20 protein-coding genes are annotated in these 24,580 nt (G+C 61.1%); 13 read left to right on the top strand and 7 right to left on the bottom strand.

The genetic code is table 11. From position 1 onward, the window contains the following. Nucleotides 1-44: 44 nt before the first annotated feature. Genes RY113_RS10065 through RY113_RS10055 form a run of 3 tightly spaced genes read left to right on the top strand, consistent with a single transcriptional unit; the run spans nt 45 to nt 4,722 of the window. Complete coding sequence (locus RY113_RS10065) at nt 45-863, top strand: hypothetical protein (protein WP_315914457.1); 819 nt, start codon at nt 45-47, stop codon at nt 861-863. After that, entirely contained in the window at nt 860-2,002 is a 1,143-nt protein-coding gene (locus RY113_RS10060; RefSeq protein ID WP_315914456.1) for a hypothetical protein, read from the top strand. The genes RY113_RS10065 and RY113_RS10060 overlap by 4 nt, the downstream gene beginning before the upstream one ends. Continuing rightward, a complete protein-coding gene (locus RY113_RS10055) occupies nt 1,999-4,722 on the top strand; it encodes a multicopper oxidase domain-containing protein (protein WP_315914455.1) in 2,724 nt (907 codons plus the stop codon). Before RY113_RS10060 ends, RY113_RS10055 begins: the two co-directional genes overlap by 4 nt. 15 nt (nt 4,723-4,737) lie before the next feature. On the opposite strand, the gene RY113_RS10050 is transcribed toward RY113_RS10055, so the two are convergent. Continuing rightward, nucleotides 4,738-6,390 carry a DHA2 family efflux MFS transporter permease subunit gene (locus RY113_RS10050; protein ID WP_315914454.1) on the bottom strand — a complete coding sequence of 551 codons (1,653 nt, stop codon included), beginning with the start codon at nt 6,388-6,390 and terminating at the stop codon, nt 4,738-4,740. A 280-nt stretch (nt 6,391-6,670) separates the two neighbouring features. On the opposite strand from RY113_RS10050, the gene RY113_RS10045 reads away from it, so the two are divergent. The 3 genes from RY113_RS10045 to RY113_RS10035 all read left to right on the top strand — a co-directional run bounded on the left by RY113_RS10045 (nt 6,671) and on the right by RY113_RS10035 (nt 9,846). Continuing rightward, nucleotides 6,671-7,963: an adenylosuccinate synthase gene (locus tag RY113_RS10045; protein ID WP_315914453.1), complete on the top strand. Its 1,293-nt coding sequence runs from the start codon at nt 6,671-6,673 to the stop codon at nt 7,961-7,963. 497 nt (nt 7,964-8,460) lie between these two features. Then, complete coding sequence (locus tag RY113_RS10040; protein ID WP_110105890.1) at nt 8,461-9,267, top strand: carbon-nitrogen hydrolase family protein; 807 nt, start codon at nt 8,461-8,463, stop codon at nt 9,265-9,267. Nucleotides 9,268-9,330: 63 nt separating this feature from the next. Further along, on the top strand, nt 9,331-9,846 hold the full coding sequence (locus RY113_RS10035) for an SUKH-4 family immunity protein (protein ID WP_315914452.1): 516 nt from the start codon (nt 9,331-9,333) through the stop codon (nt 9,844-9,846). A gap of 74 nt (nt 9,847-9,920) precedes the next feature. On the opposite strand, the gene RY113_RS10030 is transcribed toward RY113_RS10035, so the two are convergent. From RY113_RS10030 to RY113_RS10020, 3 genes are all read right to left on the bottom strand, one after another. Continuing rightward, nucleotides 9,921-10,817, bottom strand: coding sequence for an ABC transporter permease (locus RY113_RS10030; protein ID WP_315914451.1), 897 nt, complete (start codon nt 10,815-10,817; stop codon nt 9,921-9,923). Further along, entirely contained in the window at nt 10,817-11,851 is a 1,035-nt protein-coding gene (locus tag RY113_RS10025) for an aliphatic sulfonate ABC transporter substrate-binding protein (RefSeq protein ID WP_315914450.1), read from the bottom strand. The genes RY113_RS10030 and RY113_RS10025 overlap by 1 nt, the downstream gene beginning before the upstream one ends. 89 nt (nt 11,852-11,940) lie before the next feature. Next, complete coding sequence (locus tag RY113_RS10020) at nt 11,941-12,813, bottom strand: ABC transporter ATP-binding protein (RefSeq protein ID WP_396334234.1); 873 nt, start codon at nt 12,811-12,813, stop codon at nt 11,941-11,943. Between RY113_RS10020 and RY113_RS10015 the strand changes: the two genes are divergently transcribed. The 6 genes from RY113_RS10015 to RY113_RS09990 all read left to right on the top strand — a co-directional run bounded on the left by RY113_RS10015 (nt 12,814) and on the right by RY113_RS09990 (nt 16,046). Further along, nucleotides 12,814-12,966, top strand: a complete 153-nt coding sequence (locus RY113_RS10015) for a hypothetical protein (protein ID WP_170120938.1) — start codon at nt 12,814-12,816, stop codon at nt 12,964-12,966. 130 nt (nt 12,967-13,096) lie between these two features. Next, nucleotides 13,097-13,513 carry a CoA-binding protein gene (locus RY113_RS10010; protein WP_110105895.1) on the top strand — a complete coding sequence of 139 codons (417 nt, stop codon included), beginning with the start codon at nt 13,097-13,099 and terminating at the stop codon, nt 13,511-13,513. A 54-nt stretch (nt 13,514-13,567) separates the two neighbouring features. After that, nucleotides 13,568-14,497 (top strand): polysaccharide deacetylase family protein, encoded by a 930-nt coding sequence (locus tag RY113_RS10005; RefSeq protein WP_315914449.1) that lies wholly within the window; start codon nt 13,568-13,570, stop codon nt 14,495-14,497. Between the two features lie 10 nt (nt 14,498-14,507). Next, nucleotides 14,508-15,077: a dihydrofolate reductase family protein gene (locus tag RY113_RS10000; protein WP_315914448.1), complete on the top strand. Its 570-nt coding sequence runs from the start codon at nt 14,508-14,510 to the stop codon at nt 15,075-15,077. Next, nucleotides 15,077-15,484 (top strand): MmcQ/YjbR family DNA-binding protein, encoded by a 408-nt coding sequence (locus RY113_RS09995; RefSeq protein ID WP_315914447.1) that lies wholly within the window; start codon nt 15,077-15,079, stop codon nt 15,482-15,484. Before RY113_RS10000 ends, RY113_RS09995 begins: the two co-directional genes overlap by 1 nt. Further along, nucleotides 15,468-16,046, top strand: a complete 579-nt coding sequence (locus tag RY113_RS09990; RefSeq protein WP_315914446.1) for a DUF1990 domain-containing protein — start codon at nt 15,468-15,470, stop codon at nt 16,044-16,046. Before RY113_RS09995 ends, RY113_RS09990 begins: the two co-directional genes overlap by 17 nt. Nucleotides 16,047-16,173: 127 nt before the next feature. Here RY113_RS09990 and purL read toward each other — a convergent pair whose 3' ends face one another. Genes purL through purS form a run of 3 tightly spaced genes read right to left on the bottom strand, consistent with a single transcriptional unit; the run spans nt 16,174 to nt 19,499 of the window. Then, nucleotides 16,174-18,483 (bottom strand): phosphoribosylformylglycinamidine synthase subunit PurL, encoded by a 2,310-nt coding sequence (purL, locus tag RY113_RS09985; RefSeq protein WP_315914632.1) that lies wholly within the window; start codon nt 18,481-18,483, stop codon nt 16,174-16,176. Nucleotides 18,484-18,492: 9 nt separating this feature from the next. Further along, the gene (purQ, locus tag RY113_RS09980; RefSeq protein WP_315914445.1) at nt 18,493-19,245 is read right to left on the bottom strand and encodes a phosphoribosylformylglycinamidine synthase subunit PurQ; all 753 of its coding nucleotides are present in this window, start codon (nt 19,243-19,245) and stop codon (nt 18,493-18,495) included. A 2-nt stretch (nt 19,246-19,247) separates the two neighbouring features. Then, nucleotides 19,248-19,499 (bottom strand): phosphoribosylformylglycinamidine synthase subunit PurS, encoded by a 252-nt coding sequence (gene purS, locus RY113_RS09975; RefSeq protein ID WP_038465086.1) that lies wholly within the window; start codon nt 19,497-19,499, stop codon nt 19,248-19,250. A 650-nt stretch (nt 19,500-20,149) separates the two neighbouring features. Between purS and RY113_RS09970 the strand changes: the two genes are divergently transcribed. Beyond that, complete coding sequence (locus RY113_RS09970) at nt 20,150-24,514, top strand: discoidin domain-containing protein (RefSeq protein WP_315914444.1); 4,365 nt, start codon at nt 20,150-20,152, stop codon at nt 24,512-24,514. Nucleotides 24,515-24,580 lie beyond the last annotated feature (66 nt).

Raw genomic sequence — 24,580 nt, 5'->3', positions numbered from 1 at the left:
GCGGGGAATGGAGATTATGCGAATATATTACTACACTTAATTCCGTGGAAAATAAACTAGCGGTTGCACCACCAAACGGGCCCAGGCAAGGCGGCGGTGAACCAGTAATTCCCATGTCCAAAGCGCGGACCACCGTGCTGGCCCGCTTGCGCCTGCATGATGCCACCTTGAGCGTTGAACAGCTGTCTGCGGAAACGGGCCAGCACCCCAACACTGTGCGCGAGCATCTAGAAGCGCTCGTTGAGACTTCCTATGCAACAAGGACTGCAGCGCCCAAGGTGGGACGCGGCCGGCCAGCCTGGCAGTACCAGGCCTCCGCTTCGCCGGCCGGGCCTGTTGGTTATGCGGCGCTGGCAGCGGCCCTTGCCAAACACATTGCCCTCCACAGTCACCATCCTGCTGCCGAGGGAGAAGACGCGGGGCGTGCCTGGGCTCAGGCCCTGAAGCCTGCCGGAAATTCGCCAGATAATCTGCCAGAATTCAGCGCCGCTACGGCTCCTGAGGGCGGAGGCGCCGCGGCCAAAACCATCAGCAAGGCCGCCGCTAAAACGGCGCGGTCAGGTGTCAGTAATGCTCTGGTCGAGGCAGGGTTTGGTGTCCAGAAAAATCGGGACGCAACGGAGCTGGTGCTGACAACCTGCCCCATTGTGGAGGCCGCCCGGGATAATCCGGAGGTGGTATGTGCCGTACACCTGGGCCTGGTCAAGGGACTCCTCACAGGTAGTGGACTTGCCGAGAGTGAGGTGGAGTTGTTGCCGTTTTCCGGACCGGGCCGGTGTACTCTGCACCTCCCGCTGGGTGCCGCGGCTGGCACACAAGCAACAGGTAAAGAAACAACAGCTCACGCAGCCGGAACTCCATGAAATCCACCAGCGCCGTTGGAACAAGCGCAAAAGCTGCACCGAAACGCAAAATCAGTGTGCTGCGCAGACCCGTTTTCCGGATGTTGGTCCTGTTGCCGGCCGGGGTGGTCCTGATGATTGGGTTGAACGCTGGTCTGCAGCTTCTGGGTACGGATGCGCCGCTGAAAGTGGACCGCTTCCCACAAGTCCACGGCATGGCGTTGGTCCTCAGCTTTGTGGGCACAGTCATTGCCCTTGAACGTTCGGTGGCCCTGAATAAGGCGTTGGGCTACGTCTCCCCGGCACTGCTGGGAATCGCCGGGCTGCTACTGATTTCCCCGCTGGAGCTGTGGATTGGTAAGACTGTTTTGCTGGCCGGGACCATCGCCATGACTCTGGTCTACCTCCCATTGTGGCGCCGTCAGTATGAGAACGTGGTGCTCATTCAGATACTGGGTGCCATCAGCGCCATTGCCGCAGCAGCCCTCTGGTTGCGGATCCCCAGCATCCCGGCGCTGTTGCCCTTTCTGATCACCTTTGTTGTTCTGACCATTGCGGGGGAACGCCTGGAACTGGCACGGATCGGCATCCGCAGCCCTCACGCCGAGCCACTCCTGCTGGCCAACTCCTTGGCCCTGCTCGGCGCCACCTGCGCAACACTGCTGTGGCCCGCCGTGGGCTACGCGCTCTACGGCGTTCTGCTCCTGAGCCTCGTCGCCTGGCTGACCGGGTACGACGCCGCCCGCAAAACCATCCGCGGTGTAGGGCTGCCGCGCTACATTGGCGCGTGCCTTCTGGCGGGTTATGGCTGGTTGGCTGTGGCCGGCGTGGTGCTTGCCCTGCAGGAGGGGCCACTGACCGGCGCCTCCTACGACGTCGCCATCCACGCCGTCTTCCTTGGTTTTACGATCTCCATGATCATGGCGCACGCACCCGTGATCCTGCCCGCCGTGCTGCGCAAACCACTGCCGTACACGCCCGGCTTCTGGTTGCCGGCGGCCCTGTTGCACCTGTCCCTGATCATCCGCTTGGGAATGGGCGACGGCGCGGGGAACCACGGCGCGTGGGTCACCGGCGGCGTCCTGAACGTCATCTGCATCCTGTTGTTTGCCGTCATGGCCATCTGGCAGTCCACCCATGCAAAGAAGGTAACAGCGTGAGAATCGGCTCCGCACCCGCAGCCTCCGGTAACTTGGCGGCCAAGCCGTCCATGGACAGATCCCGCTGGCATCTGCGAGCCAATGCGCCGGCCGTTCTGTGGCTCGTGGTCCTGGTGGTGGTGGTTCTTTTCCACCGCAACATTCCTGTCTCCAGCTGGCTCATGGTGCACTTGCTGTTACTTGGCGCAGTGACGAACTCGATCCTGGTGTGGAGCTGGCACTTCGCCCAAGCGTTGTTGCGCGGACCCACGCCCAATAACCGTGCCATGGTGGCCCGGCTGGTCGCTTTGAACATCTCCATTGTGGTGGTGGTTGTGTCCATGGTGGCCAATATCTGGCTGCTGACGCTCCTTGGCAGTATTGGTGTTGGGCTGGCGGTGGCGTGGCATGCACTGGTTCTGGGTATCCGCGCCCACAAAGCCTTACCGTCCCGCTTTGGGCCTACCGTTTGGTACTACGTTGCCGGGTGCCTGCTGCTTCCCGTGGGTGCAGGGGTGGGGGCTGCGCTCGCCGCCGGTCTCACAGGTGAAGCGCATGTGCGGTTGCTTTTGGTTCATATGAGTGTGAATATTTTGGGGTTTGTGGGGCTGGCCGTGCTGGGGACGTTGATGACGTTGCTGCCCACCATGCTGCGCACCAGAGTGGCCGACGGCGCTGAGGCAGTAGCGCGGCGAGGTGTTGTTCCGCTGTTGGCCGGAGTGCTTTTGACCGCAGCCGGTGCCGGGGCGGGGGTGCTGTTCCTGTGTTCCGTGGGGCTGCTCGTTTATCTTGGCGGGGTGGCATATATTTTGTGGCCGCTGGCCAAGGTTGTACGGGCTAAGCCACCCACCACGTTCGCTCCGCTTTCTGCCATTGCAGCCCTGCTGTGGTTGCTGGTGGGGCTGATTTGGCTTGTGGCGCTGACGTTCACCAGCAGCGGGTGGGAGAGCCTGCACCACGGAATTGATGCTGTTGTGCCGGTACTGGCCGCCGGATTTGTGGCACAGGTGCTGGGCTCCGCGTTGACCTACTTGATGCCCGTGGTGTTGGGCGGCGGCCCGGCAGCTCTCAAACGCAGAACAGCGGCGCTCAATCAAGCTGGTTGGTTCAGGGTGGCACTGACTAATGCTGCACTGGTGGTGTCGCTGCTGCCCGTGCCCAGTCTTGTACGGGTAGGCACCTCCGTGCTGGTCCTGGTGGGGTTGGCCTGGTTCCTGCCGCTCTTGGCGATGGCAGTACCCAAAAAATCTTCGGACGCTGTGCGGGCGCCAAGAGCGCCAGCGGCTGAAACAGAGCCCGGCGCCAAGGCTCCGTCCACGGCCCCTGCGAGTGCGGGGTATGATCCAGCTCCGCGCAGGAGGTTGGGACAGGCCGCGGCCGCGCTTGCCGTGGTGGTACTTGTTATTGTGGCGGGAATTCTTGCCGATCCACAGGCACTGCCAGGGGTCACAAGCGCGAATACCGGGCAAACAGCTCTCACGGCCACCGGTGAAACAACCACGGTGGAGATGAGCATGAAAAACATGCGGTTCAGCCCCGAGAGCATTGAGGTCCCGGTAGGCAACAAGCTGGTGATCAACCTGGTCAACAATGATGACATGGTCCATGACCTGGTGACCGCCATTGGCAAAGATTCCGGGCGTCTTTATCCCGGGCAGAAGACTACGGTGGACGTGGGTGTCATTGGCGCTGATATTGCAGGCTGGTGCAGTGTTGCCGGGCATAAACAGCAGGGCATGGTATTTAGCATTGTGGCCACGGGTGTTGCGCCCGCTGCGCCAGCCACCCCCGGCGACGGGATGGACATGCCCGGGATGGATCATGGGCCGGCCGGGCCGCCCGCCGTGTTCGATTTCATGAAAGAACCGGCTGCCGGATTCACCGCGCACAGCGCCGTGCTGCCACCGCTTCCTGCCACGGCGCAGGGGAGCGAACCCGCCGGGACCGTGCATGAGCTGACCATGAAGGTGACAGAGGAGGAACGCGAGGTATCCCCTGGCGTCACCCAAAAACTGTGGCTATTCAATGGCACAGCCCCCGGGCCTGTGCTGCACGGCAAGGTGGGCGACACGTTCAAGATCACGCTGGTCAATGACGGCTCCATGGGGCACTCCATTGACTTCCACGCCGGTGCCCTGGCGCCCGATAAACCCATGCGCACCATCAACCCGGGGGAATCGCTGAGCTACAACTTCACGGCCACGCGCGCCGGAATTTGGATGTATCACTGCAGCACCATGCCCATGAGCCAACACATCGCCAATGGCATGTTCGGCGCCGTGGTCATTGACCCGCCCAACCTGAAACCGGTGGACAAGGAATACGTCCTGGTGCAGTCCGAGATTTACGCGGGGCCGCAGGGCGGGGTGGCGGATTTGGCCAAGATCCAGGCCGATGCGCCGGACGCCGTGGTGTTCAACGGCTACGCCAACCAGTACAAGTTCAGCCCACTGCCGGCAAAGGTTGGCGAGAGGGTGCGGATCTGGCTGCTCGACGCCGGACCTAGCCGAGCGAGCTCGTTCCATGTGGTGGGTGGCCAGTTCGATACCGTGTGGAGTGAGGGGCGGTACCTGCTGGACGGGACCGACCCGGCTGCGGGTGCTCAGGTGCTGCCGCTGGCCGCAGCGCAGGGCGGGTTCGTGGAGCTGGAATTCCCCGAGGCGGGCAATTACCCGTTCGTCTCACACAGCATGGTCGACGCCGAACGCGGCGCCGCCGGGGTGTTCCACGTGGAGAAGTAGCTTGTAGCCAGCCGTTCAGGACCCGCCCTCACGTGCGGTTTTACATGATGCGGCGGCCACAAAGAACGAGCCCACCAGGCCGATGAACAAGAACATGGCTGCGGCAAGGACCGCGGCGCTCGCAGCCTGGGCGAAACCGGAGGACATCGCCTCCACCGCGGCGGGACCGGCAGCACCGAGCGGACCATGCGTGCCCAGTTGCGCCAGTTGAGGCACGACGCCGCCCGCTGAGTCACGCAGTTGCCCCGCCAAGGTGCCCACTTGGTTGGCAGGAAGCCCGGGCACCGCTTCGAGGGCCTTGGTGCCGGCGGACACCGCAAAGTGGGCCAGTACGGTGCCCATGATGGCCGAGCCGAGGGCTGCGCCAAGCTGCCGGACGGTGCTTTGGGTGGCAGAGCCCTGGCCGGAGACGGCCGTGGGAATGTCAGCTAGAACCGTGCCCGTCAACTGTGCCGAGGCCAAGCCAAGGCCCAACCCGTAGATGACCAGCAGGGCTGCGATCAGCCAAATAGATGTGCTGGCGGTGATGACCAGGGCCAGCACCAGTAGCCCTGCCGTCTCCAGAGCCAAGCCAATGATGACCACGGTGGGCGGCCCCAAACGGGAGGCCAAGTGGCGGGCGGAGGCACCAGAGAAGAACGCACCCAGGGCCATGGCTGCCAGGACGAAGCCGGCGTCGAGGGTCCCCAATCCCAGAATGTTGATCAAGTACAGGGGCAGGATCAGGAGTAGGCCAAATTCTCCGATGGCCACCATAGCCGCCACTGCGTTACCCCAGGAAAATGTCCGGACGCGGAACAAGGTCAGGTCCAAGATGGCGGAGCGGCCAACCGTGGCCCGGTGCTTTTCCCACAGTACGAAGCTGATGAGTAAAACAATGCCTGCGGCCAGGGTCAGCGGTACGGCAGAGATGGTGGCGTCGGCAGGCCAGCTGATCAGGCCAAGTTTCAGGGCACTCTTCGCGGACCACCAGCCCAGCGTTGGCCCCTCGATCAAGGCGAACACAAACAGTCCAAATCCGGCGGCGCTGAGCAGCAGGCCCAGAATGTCGAAGCCGGCAGCGTCATTGGGGGAGCGGGTTTCCGGCACGAAGAGCACGGCGCCCACCAGCACGGCAAGGCCCAGGGGGATGTTCACAATGAAGATCCACTGCCAGGCGAAGGAGGAGGTCAGCCAACCACCCAGCAGCGGGCCTATTGCCGCCATCCCGGAGATGACAGCACCCCAGATGGCAAAAGCCGTGGTCCGGTCCTTGCCGAAAAAGGTGGAATTGACGCTCGAGAGGGTCGCAGGGAGTACGGCCGCACCACCCACACCCTGCAGGACGCGGCTAAGGATTAACCCGCCGGCGTCGTGGGAGAGTGCGGCGAAAATGCTCCCTGCCATGAACAGCACCACGCCAGCCATGAAGAGTTTGCGGCGCCCTATCCGATCACCCAACCGGCCACTGCTCAGCAGGAGGGCGGCCAGGACCACCGAATACAGGCTGTTGACCCATTGCGCCTCATTGAGGTCCAAGTGGAGGTCCGCAATGATGGTGGGCAGCGAAACGCCAACAATCGTGCCGTCAATGACAATCATGGACAGCCCGGCGGCCAAGACGCCAAGCCCTGCCCACTTGTTCCGGGAGGTTCCTGTGGAGCCAGCACTTACCTTGAGCTGTTGCATAACTTCAAACTATGCCCGGAGGCTCGAAGGCGGATCAACCATCTGGTTGATTGAGGTTTATGCCACTGAACTTGGACATTGTTGTAGTCAATGTGCGCCTTTGGGGGCCGTACAGTAAACTTACGGGGTAAGACCCCCTTGATCGGACGCTTATATTGCCGTAAAACAGCAAAAGCGCAGCGATTCCCAAGGGGCATTTTCGTGTCCGGACACCGTACGGCGGAACTACCGCCGAACACTGCAGTGCCCGGCTCAACTTATGAGCAAGGGGGAGGGTCCCATGCCAGCAATCGTAATCGTCGGAGCCCAATGGGGTGACGAAGGTAAAGGCAAGGCCACAGATCTTCTAGGTGGTTTGGTCGACTATGTAGTGAAGCCCAACGGCGGTAACAATGCCGGGCACACCGTTGTTGTAGGCGGTGAGAAGTATGAGCTCAAGCTCCTTCCCGCCGGTATTCTGAGCCCCAACGCAACACCCATCATTGGCAACGGCTGTGTGGTCAATCTGGAGGCGCTCTTCGAGGAAATCGAGGGACTCCAGGCACGCGGCGCTGACACATCCAAGCTGCGCATTTCAGCTAACGCCCATCTGGTGGCTCCGTACCATCAGGTACTGGATAAGGTCACCGAGCGGTTCCTGGGCAAGCGCGCCATTGGCACCACGGGACGCGGCATTGGCCCGGCCTACATGGACAAGGTGGCCCGCCTGGGCATCCGCGTTCAGGATCTCTTTGACGAGTCCATCCTGCGCCAAAAGGTGGAAGGCTCACTCAAGCAAAAGAACGAGCTCCTCGTGAAGGTGTACAACCGCCGCGATGTGGAGGTGGAGGAAATTGTTGAATACTTCCTCGCCTTCGCCGAGCGCGTACGCCCCATGGTCATTGACGCAACCTATGTGCTCAATGAGGCCCTGGACCGCGGCGAAGTAGTGCTCATGGAAGGCGGCCAGGCCACGTTCCTGGACGTTGACCACGGCACCTACCCGTTCGTCACCTCCTCCAACCCGACCGCCGGCGGCGCCTCGGTTGGCTCGGGCATTGGCCCCACTCGCATCACCCGCTCCGTGGGCATCATCAAGGCCTACACCACGCGTGTTGGTGCCGGTCCGTTCCCCACGGAACTCTTCGATGACATGGGCATTTACCTGCAAAAGACCGGCGGCGAATTCGGCGTCAACACCGGCCGTCCTCGCCGCTGCGGCTGGTATGACGCCGTCCTGGCCCGCCACGCCTCCCGCGTGAACGGCTTCACGGACTACTTCGTCACCAAGCTGGACGTGCTCACCGGCATCGAGTCCATCCCTGTTGCCGTAGCTTACGACGTTGACGGGGTGCGCCATGATGAAATGCCCATGACACAAACCGAATTCCACCACGCCAAGCCCATTTTCGAGTACTTCCCGGGCTGGACCGAGGACATCACCACGGCCCGCACCATGGAGGACCTACCCGAGAACGCGCGCAACTACATCCTTGCGCTCGAGGGCATGTCCGGCACCAGGATCTCCGCCATTGGCGTGGGCCCGGACCGCGATCAGACCATTGTGCGCCACGATCTGATCAACGACAACTAGCCCAACCCGGCCAAAGTGCAAAGACTAGGACGGCCCTGGAACGTAAGTTCCCGGGCCGTCCTTACCTTTTTGCCAGGCTGGAACAGGTGCCCTCTCCTGGCACCTTCCCTTAATGAACTCCGGAGAGCGCAAGCTGGACCGCCGCCTGGGCATGCAACAAGGTGGTGGGGAAAACGGGCACGGGGCTGGCGCACCAGCGATTCAATGATCTCAATGTAGCGCCGGCTTGAGCCTTCCGAGACGATTCCCCGCACCAGCTCGGAGTAGATAATCCGGTAAAAGTCCTCGTCCGTGATGCACCGGGCCGAGTGATGCCCGCCCAAACTGTCCCGTGTCATCTCATTGATCAGCCGATAGTACAGGGCAGAACTTTCCTAGCTCATACCGCCCAACAACCCAATAGCCTTCATCAGCGCATCTTACTTGCGCACCGCCGTGGCGTGGCGGCGGACGGACTAGGCTGGATGCACAGCAACCGAACGGAGAGGACCATAGCCATGAAGGTCAGCGTTGGACAATTTAACCCAGGCGCAGAAGTTAGTGCCAATTTGGCCACCATGGGCATGCTTGCGGCAACCGCGGCTCAAGAAGGCAGCAAGCTGATCGTGTTCCCGGAGGAGGCCATGTTTTCCGTGGGGCAGGTCAAGGGCGACTTCGCCGCAGCCGTCGATGCCCACTGGACCACCTTTGTGCAGGGTCTGTCCCTGATCTGCTCCGAAATAGGGATTGCCATCATCGCCGGCGGCTACGAATCCAGTGGCGAGAACCGGCCCTACAACACCGTGGTTGCCCTTGACGAGACCGGCGAAATCCTAGGCACTTACCGCAAACTGCACCTCTACGATGCCTTCTCCTACCAGGAGTCCACCCGGATCAAACCCAGTGACCGAGGCATTGCTGTTGTGGAAATAGGTGGCTTCAAGGTAGGCATCATGACTTGTTATGACCTTCGCTTCCCGGAGTTGGCCCGGGCGTTGGCCCTTTCAGGGGCAGAGCTGATTTGCGTATCCGCAGCGTGGTTCAAGGGCGAACACAAGATTGATCACTGGGAAACGCTGTTGAAGGCCCGTGCCATTGAAAACACCTGTTGGGTGGTGGCTGCCGGAACCTCCAGCGACCATTGCATTGGGCACTCCGCCATCCTTGATCCCATGGGCATTGCCATTGACTTCCTCAATGATGAGGCAGAAGGAGTTGCCACCGCCGATGTTACCCACCGGCGCATTGAAGAAGTCCGCGAATTCCTGCCGGTGCTGCGCAACCGCCGGTTCGAGAACAACACAGCGGTGGTTCCGGCCGGCTGAAAATCCACCGTTGACGCGAGTTGATGCTGTGGTTAGTGTCAAGACTAAGGGCAGGAGGAAATCATGAACGACGCCAGTATTTGGGCGGTGTTGGAAACGATGTACCCGGTAGCGCTCGAGGATGTTCCCTTGGATGGGCAGTGGCTCAAACCGCCCTTCGCTAATGACAGCTCCGGACGCGCAATTGTGTGTAACGACGGAGATTTCCAATTTGTTGTGGTGGATCGCAACAGCTCCGCCATGTTGTACGTCTGCGAGGACGATGAAAGCATCATTGCCTCATCACTGCAGAGACTACCTGCCATAGTTGCCGCCTGGGGCTCCATCGACAGGGATACCGCCGGGCCCGAAGATGACGAAGACTTCTCCGAGGTCAAGAAGTCATTCGAGACCCAATTGCAAGCGCTCGACCCGGCCGCAGCAGCCGCCAATGAGTTTTGGGCACTATACACCGACGAGCTCACGAGCGAAGACTATGTGGACATTGACGATCTTCCCGCTGAGGAAGAGGACGAGCCCGCATCCGACTCCGGAGACAACGAACGGCCAGGCATCGACGAATCATTCGTGGACGCCTGACCGTTGGATACCTGGGCGCTAGGGCCTTGGCTCCTGAAGCTCACGCTTTAGCGGCTGGGGATTGTTGTTTTTCTCTACGTCCACCTGCGCACAGCCCACTTCTCAGCCACGCCCAACAAGGCATCCGTGGCCTTGCCCAGGATAGCCAGCAGCACAATAGCTAACAGCAGCCGGTCCGTACGGCCATTGTTTTGCGAATCTGTGAGTAGGAATCCGAGCCCCATGGAGGACGCAATGAGCTCTGCCGCCACGAGGAACAGCCACGCCTGAGCCAGGGCCAGCCGAAGGCCAGAGAAGATGGCCGGGACCACCGCGGGCAGCTGGATTGTTGTCAGCAACTTCAAGCCCTTCAGGCCAAACGCGCGGCCGGCTTCCACGAGGTTCTTGTCCACGTGACGCAGAGCCAGTGAGACGGTAGTGAAGACGGGGAAGAACGCACCAATAATGATGAGCGTGATCTTGGAATCCTCCCCGATCTTCATCCACAGAATCAACAACGGAACCCAGGCCAGCGAGGGGACGGCGCGCAGGGCGCCAAGGGTGGGGCCGAGCAGGATGTCAGCCATCTTGGAAAGCCCCAACAATGCGCCCAGACCCAAACCTAGAAGGGCTCCACCGGCAAAACCGAGCAGCACACGCTGGGTGGAAATAGCCACATGGCCAAAGAGCTCATTACGCTCAATAAGCCCACTGGCCGCCTGAAAGACTGCAGCAGGCGGCGGTAGTTGAACAGCGGAGAACAGCCCTGCCGCCGTGCTCAGCTGCCAGGCCAGCAACACCAAGGCCGGGAAGATCAGGCCCAGACCCAGTACTACCCACCGGTTTCCCAGCAGCTTGTTGGCCGCCGAAACGGATCGTGTGGGGGAAGAGCCTGCCCGGGGCAGAAGTTTCACGCCTGTTGCGGCGAGGCCCTCCACGCTGCTAGGGGCGGTGCTAGAACCCGTAGCGCCGGGGTTGCCAAGGTCAATCATTATGCGTCCTTGATGGTGGCGGCATCCGCATTCTTAGCCAGTGAGTCATCGAGTAGGGAGTCCAGTGCGGCATCAACCTGGCCCTGGTTTTCAACATCGCCCAAAGTCACGAAGGTGGGGCCGATCTTGGCCAGTACAGCACGCTGCTTCTCGCCCGGGACACCGCTAACGTCCAGGTTGCTGCGCTCCGTGATGACGGTGGTGGCAACGGGCAGGTCCAATCCGGCAACGTTGGCCAGGATCTGTGCCGTCTCTTCGGGATTGGCCACTGACCAGATGCGGGCCTTCTCATAGGCGTCCACAACGGTCTGGGCCAGTTCGGGACTGCCCGTGAGGAAGGACTCTGTGGCGTTCAAGAAACCGTAGGTGTTGAAGTCCAAGTTGCGGAAGAAGAGCTTGCTGCCGTTCTCTTGCGCCCCGGCCATGATCGGGTCCAGACCTGACCATGCATCTACGGAACCGTTCTCCAAGGCGGTGCGGCCGTCCGCGTGCTGCAGGTTCTGCACCGTCACATCCGAGGTGCTCAATCCCGCCGATTCGAGGGCCTGCACCAGGAAGAAGTAAGGGTCCGTACCTTTGGTGGCAGCCACATTCTTGCCCTTGAGCTGCTCAACTGAGGTGATGGCCGAATCTTTGCCGGTGACCAGAGCAGCCCACTCAGGCTGCGAATAAATGCTGATGGTCTTGATGGGGGAACCATTGGCGCGGGCAAGCAGAGCTGCGGAGCCTGCTGTTGATCCAACATCAACAGCGCCCGAGCGCAGCGACTCATTGGCCTTGTTGGAACCGGCGGACTGCAGCCAGTTAACCTTCACGCCCTTGGGTGCGAGAGTAGCCTCGAGCCAGCCTTTCTCCTTGATGACCAAAGAAAGCGGGTTGTAGGTGGCGAAGTCAATGTTCAAGGTGGATTTGTTCGCGGCGGCAGCATCGCCGCCAGCTTTTTCACCCGGGACGCAACCGGTCATAGCCAGAGCGGAGACGGCAGCGGCGGCGCCGAGGAAGGAACGGCGGTTTAAATGGCGTGAAACAGACATGGAAGATCCTCACAGGGGTGGTTTTTGAAAGTCGGGGACGCAAAGGATGGGGGCGCAAAAAGCATGGTGCTTTGGCGGGGACTAGCTGATTAGTGGTGCGAAACACCGAGGCTGGCGAGCAGTGAACTGCGCAGTTGTGCCAGCGAAGCGTTGCTGCGCGGACGTGCACCAGGAACCTCAACGGTGCGCACAATAGTGGCACCGCGGCGGACGGGACTCTCCGCTGTGCCTGAGTCATCACTGCCAAGGACAATGATGCGGTCTGCCAGGGCCAATGCCTCGTCAACATCGTGCGTCACGAGCAGCACGGTGGTGGGCTCTGCAGTGTGAATTTCCAGCAACAAGTCCTGCATTTTGATCCGTGTCAACGCGTCGAGCGCACCAAAAGGCTCATCCAATAGCAGCACACCCGGGTTGCGGGCCAAGGCGCGCGCCAGTGAGGCACGCTGTGCCATACCGCCTGAAATCTCACGCGGACGGTGACCGGCAAATTCGCTCAGACCTACCAGAGCCAGCAGGTCCTCAACCGTTCCCGGGACGCCGCGCCGGCGCTTAGTCGAACCGGACGGAAGGCCCAGCGCCACGTTCTCTGTCACGGACTTCCACGGCATGAGCCGCGGTTCCTGAAAGGCAAAGGCGCAGCGCGGATCAATCCCCGAGACTACGGAACCGTCAATGAGGACCTCTCCGGCAGTGGGGGAGTCAAGCCCCGCTGCGGCACGCAACAGAGTGGATTTGCCGCAACCGGACGGGCCTAGAATTGCTACTATTTCTCCGGCACGCACAGTGAAAGTGACATCTTCCAACACAGTCCGCGAGGTGTTGCCCTCGCCGAAGGAACGTCCCAGGCCACGGAAGGAAACTCCCATGGCTGTGGTTCCGGCCTGGGTGTGCCGTGGAGTGGTGGCGGGTTTAGGCAGCGGTGCGGCGGTGGGCTGCGCCGAGGCAAGGGTGGTGCTCATATGGCTACTCCATCGGTCCTGGCAGTAGCACCCTACGGTGAAACGTCTTACGGTACCGGCCTGCAAGGCCGGAACCGTACCCAGACGAATTCCTTGTTATTGAACGGCATCGGGGACGATGACCGCCAACCAGGGTTGCTGCGGCTTCACTGAGCCAGATCTCTCGGCCGCTCGGGATGGTCACTTTCAAAGTAGCCTGATGGCCGCTGTAAGGCGAAATTTGATGCACACTTGCCGTAACAATTGCCGCGGCAAGAAAGCTTGGGGGAAGTAGGCTCGAGCTATGGATTATCAAAACAACCCTGCCGTCATTGAGCGGCTCCTAAAGACCCCGGCACGGTGGGCTGTGGTGGGGCTGTCCAATAACCCGCTCCGTGCAGCCCTTGGTGTCTCTTATTTTCTGCAGCAGGAGCTGGGCCATGAGATTATTCCCGTGAGTCTGAAGGGCGAGGACGTTCATGGGGCAAAGGGCTACAAGATGCTGTCCGAGATTCCCGGGCACATTGATGTAGTTGATTGCTTTGTAAACTCTCAGCGGGTGGGTCAGGTGGTTGACCAGGCCATTGCCGTAGGTGCACAAGCCGTGTGGCTGCAATTGGGTGTGATTGATAAGGACGCCGCGCAACGCGCCCGGCTTGCCGGACTAGACGTGGTCATGAACACCTGCCCCAAGATTGAGGCAGTCAGACTGGGAATTTAGGTCCGGCCACGGCACACCCCCGCACCAGCTTGTGAGCAAACTAAGAAGGTAGATATGCCACGTCATCTTGACCGCAGTCCCCGCCGGGGGGCTCTGTTCAGTTTCATAGCTCTCGCCGTAGCCACTGTCCTCGTGGCAACCGGGATCTGGTGGGTGGCAGCCCATTTCGAGCCCACCGCGCAAGAGCTGTCACAGCCGGGAGCCAGTACATCCACCCTTGCGGACAGCCCTTCAGCCTCGAGCGCCCCCGCCGCAAGCACCCCGGCACCAGGTGCCACGACGACGCCAACACAAGGTCCGGCGTCGTCTATTCCCACCAGCGCAACCACCAACCCGGCAACCGGGCGGGTGGATACGCTGGATGGATTGGTGCCTGACTACGTGCTGCCACCCATTGAAAACGGGATGGTGCCAGTGTTGACCAAGATTCCCACCGAACAAAAAGTGGTTTTTTTGACCATCGACGACGGTGCCGTGAAACGGGATTCGGATCTGGCGCTGCTTCAGAAGCACGGCATTAGGGCGTCACTGTTTCTGGCTAAGACTTTTATTGCAGGGTCACCGGATTTTTACCAGCAATACATAGCGGCCGGGCACCTCATCGAGAATCACACCATGAGCCACAACTTGGACTTCATTCACCTCAGCTACGCGCAGCAGAAGGCCGAAATTTGTGGCATGGCAGACTTTGAGGAGCAGCAGTTTGGGCGCCGACCGGTCTTCTTCAGACCCCCTGGGGGGCCTTACACTATGGCGATCCGGAAGGCTGTAGCGGAGTGCGGCATGAAGGCAATTGTGGACTGGGAGAGCAAGGCAAATGCGGGAGGAATGGACTACCAGGTGGGTGCGGGGCTGCGCCCTGGAGACATTGTGCTGATGCACTTCCGGCCAGAATTTCCGGCCGATCTGGCAGCCTTCCTCAAGGCTCAGAAGGCGGCCGGGCTCAAGGTGGTCCTGCTGGAGGACTACCTGGGTGTGAAGTAGCGTTGAGACCATGACGCGCATCATTTACTACACGGCAACCACGATCAACGGTTATCTGGCTGACAGTGCGAACTCCCTCAAATGGCTGTTTGCCGTGGACACCGAGGGCGGGCCGGACATTGGCGCGTTCATGGACACGGCAGGGGTGTTTGTGGAGGGCTCCACCACCTACGAATGGGTGCTGCAAGCGGAAAACCTGCTCGCGGAACCCCACAAGTGGCAGCAATTCTACGGCGCGAAGCCCACCTACGTCTTCACCTCACGCGAACTGCCCGTACCCGAAGGGGCCGACGTCCGCTTTGTCCGCGGAGCCGTACCTGAGGTGCTGGAAGAGATCAGGGCGGCCGCTGGCGAACTGAATGTGTGGGTGGTTGGCGGCGGTGATCTGGCCGGACAATTCCTGGATGCGGGGGCGCTGGACGAACTCGTCCTCACCCTGGCCCCAGCCACCCTTACCTCTGGCGCGCCTCTGCTGCCGCGCAATGTGGGAACGGATCGGCTAAAACTTCGCAGCGCCGTGCAGCAGGGCGCATTTGCCGTGCTGAACTATGAGGTCCTGGCGCTGGGTGGTGAGTCGTAATGAGCATTACCGTAGATACTTTACGCACAGCCGCGCTGGCTTTGAGTGGAGCGTATGAGGACTTTCCGTTCGGGCCGGAAATCAGCGTGTTCAAAGTCAAGGTGCCCAGCAGCGGCGGGGTAGAGCGTGCTGGGAAGGTGTTCGCCCTCGGCAACCTCGATAGTGAACCCTTGAGTATCAGCCTCAAATGCGACCCCGAACTGGCCCCGGCCCTGCGGGCTGCACACCCTGGCATCACGGGTGCCTATCATATGAACAAACGGCATTGGAATGGCGTTGACACCTCCACCGTGGAGGCGCAGATGGTGTTGGAAATGCTGGAAGACTCATACGATCTTGTGGTGGCTGGGTTTCCCAAGAAACAGCAACTTACATTGGAGTGGAACGCATATGTCGCCAAAAGCTGACAGAGGTTCGTTGGATTACCCGTATCTGGGCCTGACCCGCCTGGCCGCGCAACAAGCTGCCGCAGACATTGACTGGCCCAAGGGCTTTAACCACGTGGACAAGACGCTCGCCGTAGGGGCCGGGCAAGAGGGCTTTGACGCGCTGGCTGAGGGCATCATGAGCTGGGAAATTCAACGCCGTGCCGGGCTCGAAGTTAACGCTCCGCCGCGGGCCGTTGTTGGCGCGCGGGTTATCAGTGGATTCGGGGTGGGTGCGCTCCGTCTCCCCATCCCGTGCGAGGTGGTGTGGGCCATGGAACCGCAATGGGCGCCCGGCCCTGACGGACAGGATATTGAACTTGCCGGTTTCGGATACGGAACCTTGCCGGGGCACCCGGCGCTGGGTGAGGAAGCATTCATTGCCATGAAGAAGCCCGACGGCGGCGTCCACTTCAGGCTGTTGGCGTTCAGTAAACCGGCGGGCCTCATCTACGCTTTGGGATCACCCATTACGAAGTTGACCCAAGCGGGCGTGACCCGGTCATATCTGCAAGCAGCCCGGACGTTAGCCGGCGGCTTCTAGCAAACCCGAGGGGCCCACAACTCCTTGGGCCCACGCGCCCGAGGGGCCCACAACTCCTTGGGCCCACGCGCCCGAGGGGCCCCATGAATGGGTCGTTAGCGACCCATTCATGGGGAGGGCGTGGGGACTAGCCGAAGTACTTCGGCAAAGTTCCCTCGTGTGCAACGCGCAATTCGTCCAGCTCGGCGGTGAACAGGCCTTGAATATCCAGGGCGGCACCTGCCGCATCCACCACGCCGATGCGTGAGACCGGGAAGTTCCGGGCCGTGCACATGTCGTTGAAGCGGACTTCTTCGCTGCGCGGAACCGAGACGATGGCGCGTCCCTGTGTCTCGGAAAACAACAAGGTGAACACGTCCACGCCGTCGCGGGCCGCCACGTCATCCAGGGCAACTCGTGCCCCGGTGTTGAAACGCAGCGCCGACTCAACGAGGGCTGCAGCGAGGCCGCCTTCGGAGAGGTCGTGGGCGGAATCGATCATGCCGTCGCGGGAGGCGTTGATTAGGATTGCACCTAATTCACGCTCGCGCTCCAGGTTCACCGCTGGCGGGAGGCCGCCTAGGTGGCCGCGCATGTTGGCCCATTCGGAACCGTCCAGGTCATCGGCCGTGGTGCCGAGCAGGTAGATGGCCTGGCCATCCTCAGCCCAGCCCGAGGGCGTGCGGCGCGCAACGTCGTCGAACTTGCCCAAAACAGCCACAACAGGTGTGGGGTGGATGGGGGTGGTGCCCGTCTGGTTGTACAGCGAGACGTTGCCGCCCGTGACCGGGATGCCCAACACCATACAGGCGTCGGAGAGCCCGCGGATCGCTTCGGCCAATTGCCACATGACATCCGGGTCCTCAGGGGAACCGAAGTTCAGGCAGTCAGAGACGGCCATGGGCACGGCGCCGGAGGTTGCCACGTTGCGGTAGGCCTCAGCCAGGGCCAGCTGTGCGCCGTGGTACGGATCTAGGAAGGTGTAGCGGCCGTTGGCGTCGGTGGCCACGGCAAAGCCCAGACCGGTTTCCTCATCAACGCGGATCACGCCGGCGTCATCGGGGAACGCCAGTGCGGTGTTGCCGCCAACATAGCGATCGTACTGGTTGGTGATCCAGTCCTTTGAGCACATGTTCGGAGATGCAACGAGCTCCAGCATGGCAGCCTTGAGCTCCTCCGGTGTGGAGGGACGGCCGGCGTCTTGAACCGAGCCGGTGAACGTGTCAGCCTGCAGGGCATCCTGCCACTCCGGGCGGGCGTAGGGGCGGTCGTAGACCGGGCCGTCGTGCGCAACGGTGCGGGGATCGACGTCCACAATGACTTCGCCGTCCCACTTGATGATCAGGCGGCCCGTGTCGGTGACCTCGCCAAGCCAGGAGTACTCCACGGCCCACTTCTCCATGACGGCTTCAAACGCTGCAATGTTCTCCGGGGAGACCACGGCCATCATGCGTTCCTGCGACTCTGACATCAGGATTTCGCCCGGGGTCAAGGTGGGATCGCGCAACAGTACGGAGGTCAGCTCAACTTCCATGCCGCCGTCGCCGTTGGAGGCCAATTCGCTGGTGGCGCAGGAAATACCTGCCGCGCCCAAGTCCTGGATGCCCTCAACCAGGGAACCCTTGAACAGTTCAAGGCAGCACTCGATCAGGACCTTCTCGGCGAAGGGGTCGCCCACCTGGACGGCGGGACGCTTGGAGGGCTTGGAGTCGTCGAAGGACTCGGAGGACAGGATCGAGGCCCCACCGATGCCGTCGCCGCCGGTGCGTGCACCGAACAAGACAACCTTGTTGCCCTTGCCCGAGGCATTGGCCAGGCGGATGTCCTCGTGGCGCATGACGCCCACGGCGAGGGCGTTGACCAGCGGGTTGCCCTGGTAAACGGAGTCAAAGACCATTTCGCCGCCAATGTTCGGCAGGCCCAGCGAGTTGCCGTAGCCGCCGATGCCGGCAACGGCACCGTGCATGACGCGGGCCGTGTCCGGGTGGTCGATGGCGCCAAAACGCAGCGGATCCATAACGGCAACCGGGCGGGCGCCCATGGAGATGATGTCGCGGACAATGCCGCCGATGCCGGTTGCGGCACCCTGGTACGGTTCGATCATCGTGGGGGAGTTGTGGGACTCGATCTTGAACGTCACGGCCCAGCCGTCGCCCAAGTTGGTGACGCCGGCGTTCTCACCGATGCCCACCAGCATGTCCTTCTTCATCTCCTCCGTGACCTTCTCGCCGAACTGGCGAAGATGGTTCTTGGAGGACTTGTAGGAGCAGTGCTCACTCCACATGACCGAATACATGGCCAGTTCCGCGGCGGTGGGGCGGCGGCCCAAAACCTTCACGACGTCGTCGAACTCGTTTTGCTTCAGACCCAGCTCGGCCCACGGCAGTTCAACATCCGGGGTGATGGCGGCATTGGCAACCGTGTCCATGTTGAACTTTTTCGCGGATTCTGTTGAGATCTCGCTCATTTATTTGTCTCCCAGAAGAGTGTTCAAAACTGAGTTGAAGAAGCCCATGCCGTCGGTGCCCGTGTGGCCAGGGCCGTACCCGGCTTCAACGGCGTGCTCGGGGTGCGGCATGAGGCCCACTACGTTGCCGGCAGCGTTGGAGATGCCGGCAATGTCGCGGCGGGAGCCGTTCGGGTTCCCGCCCATGTAGCGGAAAGCCACGAGTCCCTCAGCCTCAAGGGCGTCCAGAGTCTTCTCATCGGCAATGTACTGGCCGTCCTGGTTCTTCAGGACAATGGTGATGTCCTCGCCGGCGGCATAGGCGTTGGTCCATGCGGTGGTGTTGTTCTCCACGCGCAGTACCTGATCGCGGCACAAGAACTTCAAGTGATCGTTTTTGATCATGGAGCCGGGCAGAAGGTGCGCCTCGGTCAGGATCTGGAAGCCATTGCAAATACCCAAAACAGGCAGCTTCGCATCGGAGTTGGCGGCATCTACAATCTTGGTCATCAGCGGCGCGAAGCGGGAGATGGCGCCTGCGCGCAGGTAATCACCGTAGGAGAATCCGCCCGGGATGATGACGGCGTCAACATCGGCCAGCTCGGTGTCGGCATGCCATAGTTCAACCGCGGTGGCACCGGAGAGGCGCACTGCGCGGACGGCGTCGCGGTCATCCAAGGTACCGGGGAAGGTGACCACGCCAATGCGTGCACCCGCCAGACGGGAATCAACCGGAGCCAGGGCGGCTCCACCAATCAAGGGAGTTTCACTCATAACTAGTCCGCCACAACTTCGACGTTGACAACGTCTTCAATCACCGGGTTCGAGAGCATGGTTTCAGCAGCTTCGCGGGCCTGGGCCAGGATTTCCTCGGTCACCTCGCCGTCCACGGTCAATTCAAAGCGCTTGCCCTGGCGGACTGCGGAGAATGCGGTGAATCCCAGGCGAGGGAGTGCGCCAACAATGGCTTTCCCCTGCGGGTCCAGAATTTCGGGCTTGAGCATGACGTCGACAACGATCCGGGGCATCGAAGGAACTCCTGGTGATTAAGAGGGGGTGCCGCGGAGGTGCCGTCTTACGCTGTCTTTGGGCCAGGGTGTTTGGGCCTGAAAACCTATAAGGGAAGCGCTCCGCGAGCTTGCCATCCCATTCTACGCAAGTGTGTGCAAACTCTGGAATTCGTGTGGTGCACATCTCATGTGCGGGCGCAGAGTTCGTGATCCTAGCTAGAGGACCAAATGAAATCCGCCAGCTTGCACCGCCGATGGAAGAAACCCGGAGCGGCCGGTGGACCACCCGGTTGGGTCAGCCTTTTCTCCGTTTGCGGATTCCTTGATAACCGAGAACGTCAGGCCCGCCAGCGCTACAGTGGGCGGCTAGCGAAACGTTGGCGGGTTTCGGGGGCTCTGTTGTGAGCCAGGGCCTCCCTATGTCTTGAGTAGGAATTTAGATCTGCGCTTACGCACCTCAAGCCCCACGCCTCATTTACCCAAGTCATATTTGAGAGCCACTTCACATAGTGATGCATAACACCGTACGATAGGGCGGACGTCCTATGTCCAAAGGGTTTGGGCGCGCAACGTTGAGCGTTTGACCGTTTTTACCGGCCGCCTTGGCCGCTCGAGAGGAATAGATGAAATCTATCAACAGGGTGCCCCGCTTAAAACGCGGAAAAGTAGTGGGCACCGCAGTTCTGCTGGCTGGCGGGCTGCTTGCCGGCATGGTGGCCGGGCCAGCCTTCGCCCAGGATCCTGCTCCTGCCCCGCTGGCAGTGACAGGCAGCTATACAGAACAGATTTTGGCTCAGAACGGCGATAACAAGATTGACCCCTCGCTGGGCCGTTACTACCGCATCCCCGCACTCGTAGATCTTGGCAACGGGATCGTCCTGGCCTCCTATGATGGTCGTCCCGACGGTGCTGACGCACCCTCGCCCAACTCCATAGTTCAACGCCGCAGCACCGATGGCGGCAAAACGTGGGGTGCCCCCACCTACATTGCCCGCGGTCAAGAGGCCAAGAACGGCAATCTGCGCTACGGCTTCAGCGATCCCAGCTACATTTTTGACCAAGAGACAGGGGATGTTTTCAACTTCCATGTCTATTCAAAGGACGTTAGTTTCCAGGGCAGCGGCTATGGCAATGACGACGCGGACCGCAATATCATCAGCTCCGCGGTGGCCGTTTCAAAGGACAAGGGTCTGACCTGGTCCACCGATCCGGGCAACATGCCTAACCTCCCTCCGTCGGACTACACGGCCGAGTCAGCCTATGCCGGCCTTGATGGTCCCCTCATCACGGACATCGTGAAGCCTAATGGTGACGCCAACAACGTTGGCGGGATCTCCGGTGTCTTCGCCGCCTCCGGCGAGGGCATCCAGCTCAAGTACGGCCCCAACAAGGGCCGTTTGATCCAGCAGTTCACCGGCAAGGTCAAACAGGCCAACGGCAATGTCCCGTACCAGGCGTACAGTGTCTACTCCGATGACCACGGCAAGACGTGGGAGCGCGGCGCCTTCACCGGCACCGGCATGGATGAGAACAAGTCCGTGGAACTCTCCAACGGTGATGTCATGCTCAACTCACGCGCCAGCTCCGGTGAACGCGCCCGCAAGGTTGCTATTTCCAAGGATGGCGGCCAGAGTTACGGCCCTGTCACGGTGGATACCAACTTGGTTGACCCGGTCAACAACGCCTCCATTACCCGCATGTACCCGCATGCTGCCCAGGGGTCCGCCGAGGCCAAGATGCTCTTGTTCTCCAACGCGAACTCGAGTAACGGCCGCAGCAACGGCACCATCCGTTACTCCTGCGACGACGGCACCGCCTGGAGCGCGGGCAAGCAGTTCAAGGCTGGCGCCATGAGCTACTCAACCGCCACGGCCCTCAGCGGTGGCGCCTTCGGCGTCTTCTACGAGGGCGATAACAACACCATGACGTTCGGCAAGTTCGACGCCGCGTGGCTGGAAGTTGACTGCGGGGCAGCCATGAACGCAACACTGTCAGGAGCGGCCGCCACTGGCGCCAACGGTGCCACGGTTCAGGCGACCTTGACGGTTCGCAATAACGCTGAGACTACTTTGTCCGGTGCGACGGCGTCATTCTCGCCTAAGACGGGGTGGACCTTCGGTTCCACGATTGTCCCCGATGTCGCTGCTGGTGCGTCGGTTGACGTGCAGGTACCCGTCACGATCCCCAGCTTCCTCAAGGCCGGAAATAGCACCGTGAGCGCCACATTGAGCCGGGGCGCCTTCAAGGTCACTTCCAACGTGAGTGTAACTGTCACTGGCGGCGCAGCCAGCAACATTGCCGGCCTTGATATCAAGGGGTTGGCCACTGACACCGCACGCGATCTGGCGGCGACCCCCTACACGGTTGGCAGCCTAGTGCCCTACAAGTTCCAGGTTGATAGCCTGAGCAACGTAGCCGTTGAAGCAATCCCCACCTCGGGCAACTTCAACCCACTGTTGCGCGTAGCAGAGGGTGGAACTACAGATACAGGGAACTGCCGTTTCGGAAACCTAGGAGTTGGCAACGGCTACCCTTGCACCACTCCGAAGCATGCCGTCACCGCCGCCGAGCTGGCTAACGGTTTCTTTGTTCCGCTGACCACTTGGGAAGCACGTGCCACAGGCGCGGAAACCAAAAAATACACCATCACCGGTGCCGAAGTTGACCTGTTGGTGCGCAAGCCGTCGGTGACGGCTACCATCACAGCTGGTGAGCTCGTGGACGTTGACGAGAGCGGGTTCGCTTCAGTTGGCGACACCGTCACCTACACCTCTGTTGTTACCAATAACGGGAACGTCAACCTCTCGGATATCACGGTTTCAGGGTGGGATAAATTTAGCCTCGCCGCAGGCGAGAGTAAAACAGTCACGTCTCTCTACACCCTGACCGCAGCAGATGTTGCGGCCAATATGGTTGGAGCCAAGGGATTGGCTGTAACGGCAAAGAACGGTCTGAAATCTGCTGCGGCAACGGCTTCTTCAGCCCCCGTCAGGGCCTGTTCAGATGCGTTGTGTGGGGCGCGTGCTCCCATGGCCAACCAGATCCCACAGAATCAGCTCACCATCAAGTCTGTTTCCTCCCAGGAACTGGTCGGTGAGGCAGCGCCCAACGGTCCTGCAAAGGCCCTCATTGACGGCAACATTGATTCTTTCTGGCACACCAAGTGGCAGGACGGGACCGATCCGTTCCCCCACTCTGTGGTTTTTGACCTCGGTGCCAGCTATGACGTCACTGGTTTCGAATACACACAGCGCCAGAATGGGCCCAACGGCAGGATCAAGGACTACGAGATCTTTGTTTCGGACAGCCCCACTGAGTTCGGTACCAAGGTAGCCAGCGGTACATTCACCAGCGTTCTCGAAGGCCAACGCATCACCATAGAAGGCAACAAGTCGGGCCGCTACCTGAAGCTCGTTGGTCTGAACTCGATCGCCAACAATGCTTATGCTGGTGGAGCCGAAGTCAACATTGCCGGCGTGGCCGTCTCAACTGTCCCTGCCGTCATCAGTGCCACCCCCGGCACTGTTGCAGCAGGCAGCGACATCACGGTTTCACTCTCCGGATTCCCCGCAGATAGCGTTGTTGAGCTCACGCTCAACAACGGGCTGTCGCTGGGCACCGTCACCACCGATGCCGCAGGCGCTGTTACTAAGACTGTGACCGTTCCTGCAAACACACCCGCTGCCAGCCACGTGCTGAGAGCAACCTCTGGAACCGCCACCGCCATCACGGCACTCGTTGTTACGCTCAAGCCTGTTGTGGGCGCCACCGTCACCGGTGAGCGTGCGGACAAGGACCGTGACCTGGCCACGAGCCCGTACACGGTTGGACAGTCACTGCCGTACAACTTTGTTGTCAAGAGCACCGTGAACGTAACCTCCTCCGTCTACCCGACGGCTGGCGAGTTCACCGGCTTCAACATCACCGGGACGCCGAACTGCCGCTACCGGGACCTCGCCGCAGGGGCAGCTTTCACATGCACCACAGCCAAGCGGGTCATCACGGCCGAAGATGTTGCCAACGGCTTCTTCACTCCTGTCACGAAGTGGGCTGCTGAAGCTACCGGTGCAACGAAGGTTGAATTCACGGCCGACGGCGGCGAAGTGGACGTTCTTATCCGCAAGCCTTCCCTGGCGCTGACCATTGGTGCAGGCGTTCTCGCCACCCAGGACGAAAGCTCCTACGCAAGCGAGGGCGACGTAGTCACCTACGCCGTCACGCTCAAGAATGACGGCAACGTCGCCTTGACGGGTGTTAGCGTGCCGGGTGTTGACGGTATCGCCGCAACGCTGGCAGCCGGTGCGAGCAGCACAGGAACTATCAAGCACACGGTGACGGCCAACGACCTCACGGCAACTGCCATTGATGCCAAGTCCTTCACTGCCACGGCAAGCAACGGTTCAAAGGCCGCGTCAAAGGAGGCAACACGGGAGTCGTTCGCGCTTCCCGCAGCACCCACCACGGAGCCGACGACGGCACCGCCGACAACGGCACCGCCCAGCACTGCACCAGGTGCTGATGAAGCCACAGGCGAAGTGAACGTTACGCAAGTGCGCGCGGGCCAGGCTGTGACCATCACCGGTAAGAATTTCAAGCCGGGAACCACTGCTACCTTCACGCTGCATTCTGAGCCTGTAGTGCTCGGCGAGGCAATAGTTGGGAAGGGCGGCACTGTGAGCCTGACAGCCACCATCCCGGACAGCGTTCCTGCCGGTCAGCACACGGTTGTCATCACGGGAACGGATGCCTCGGGCGCCGATGCTGCTATCAGCATCGAACTCCAGGTGACCGCGGCCGGCGGCACACCGAGCGCAACTGCCACGGCAACCGCGACTGCCACAGCCACCGCAACCACTACGGACGCGGCCACCGCACCTGGCGCCAGCAGCCAGGCCGGTAACGGCAACTCAAACGGTGACCTGGCCAGCACGGGCTTCAGCCTCATGCCGCTGGGTCTCGCCGGAGCAGTACTCGTCCTGCTAGGTGGCGTCCTCGCCATGCGCAGGGCCTCAATGAAGGGTGCCCGGCACTAGTCACGGCGCACTAAAGAACTAAGGCGGGTTGCCAGCATCCAGGATGCCGGCAACCCGCCTTAGTTT

Source organism: Arthrobacter sp. lap29, from assembly GCF_032458965.1.
Classification (GTDB): Bacteria; Actinomycetota; Actinomycetes; order Actinomycetales; family Micrococcaceae; genus Specibacter; species Specibacter psychrochitiniphilus.
This window is presented reverse-complemented; position numbering and strand designations above follow the sequence as displayed.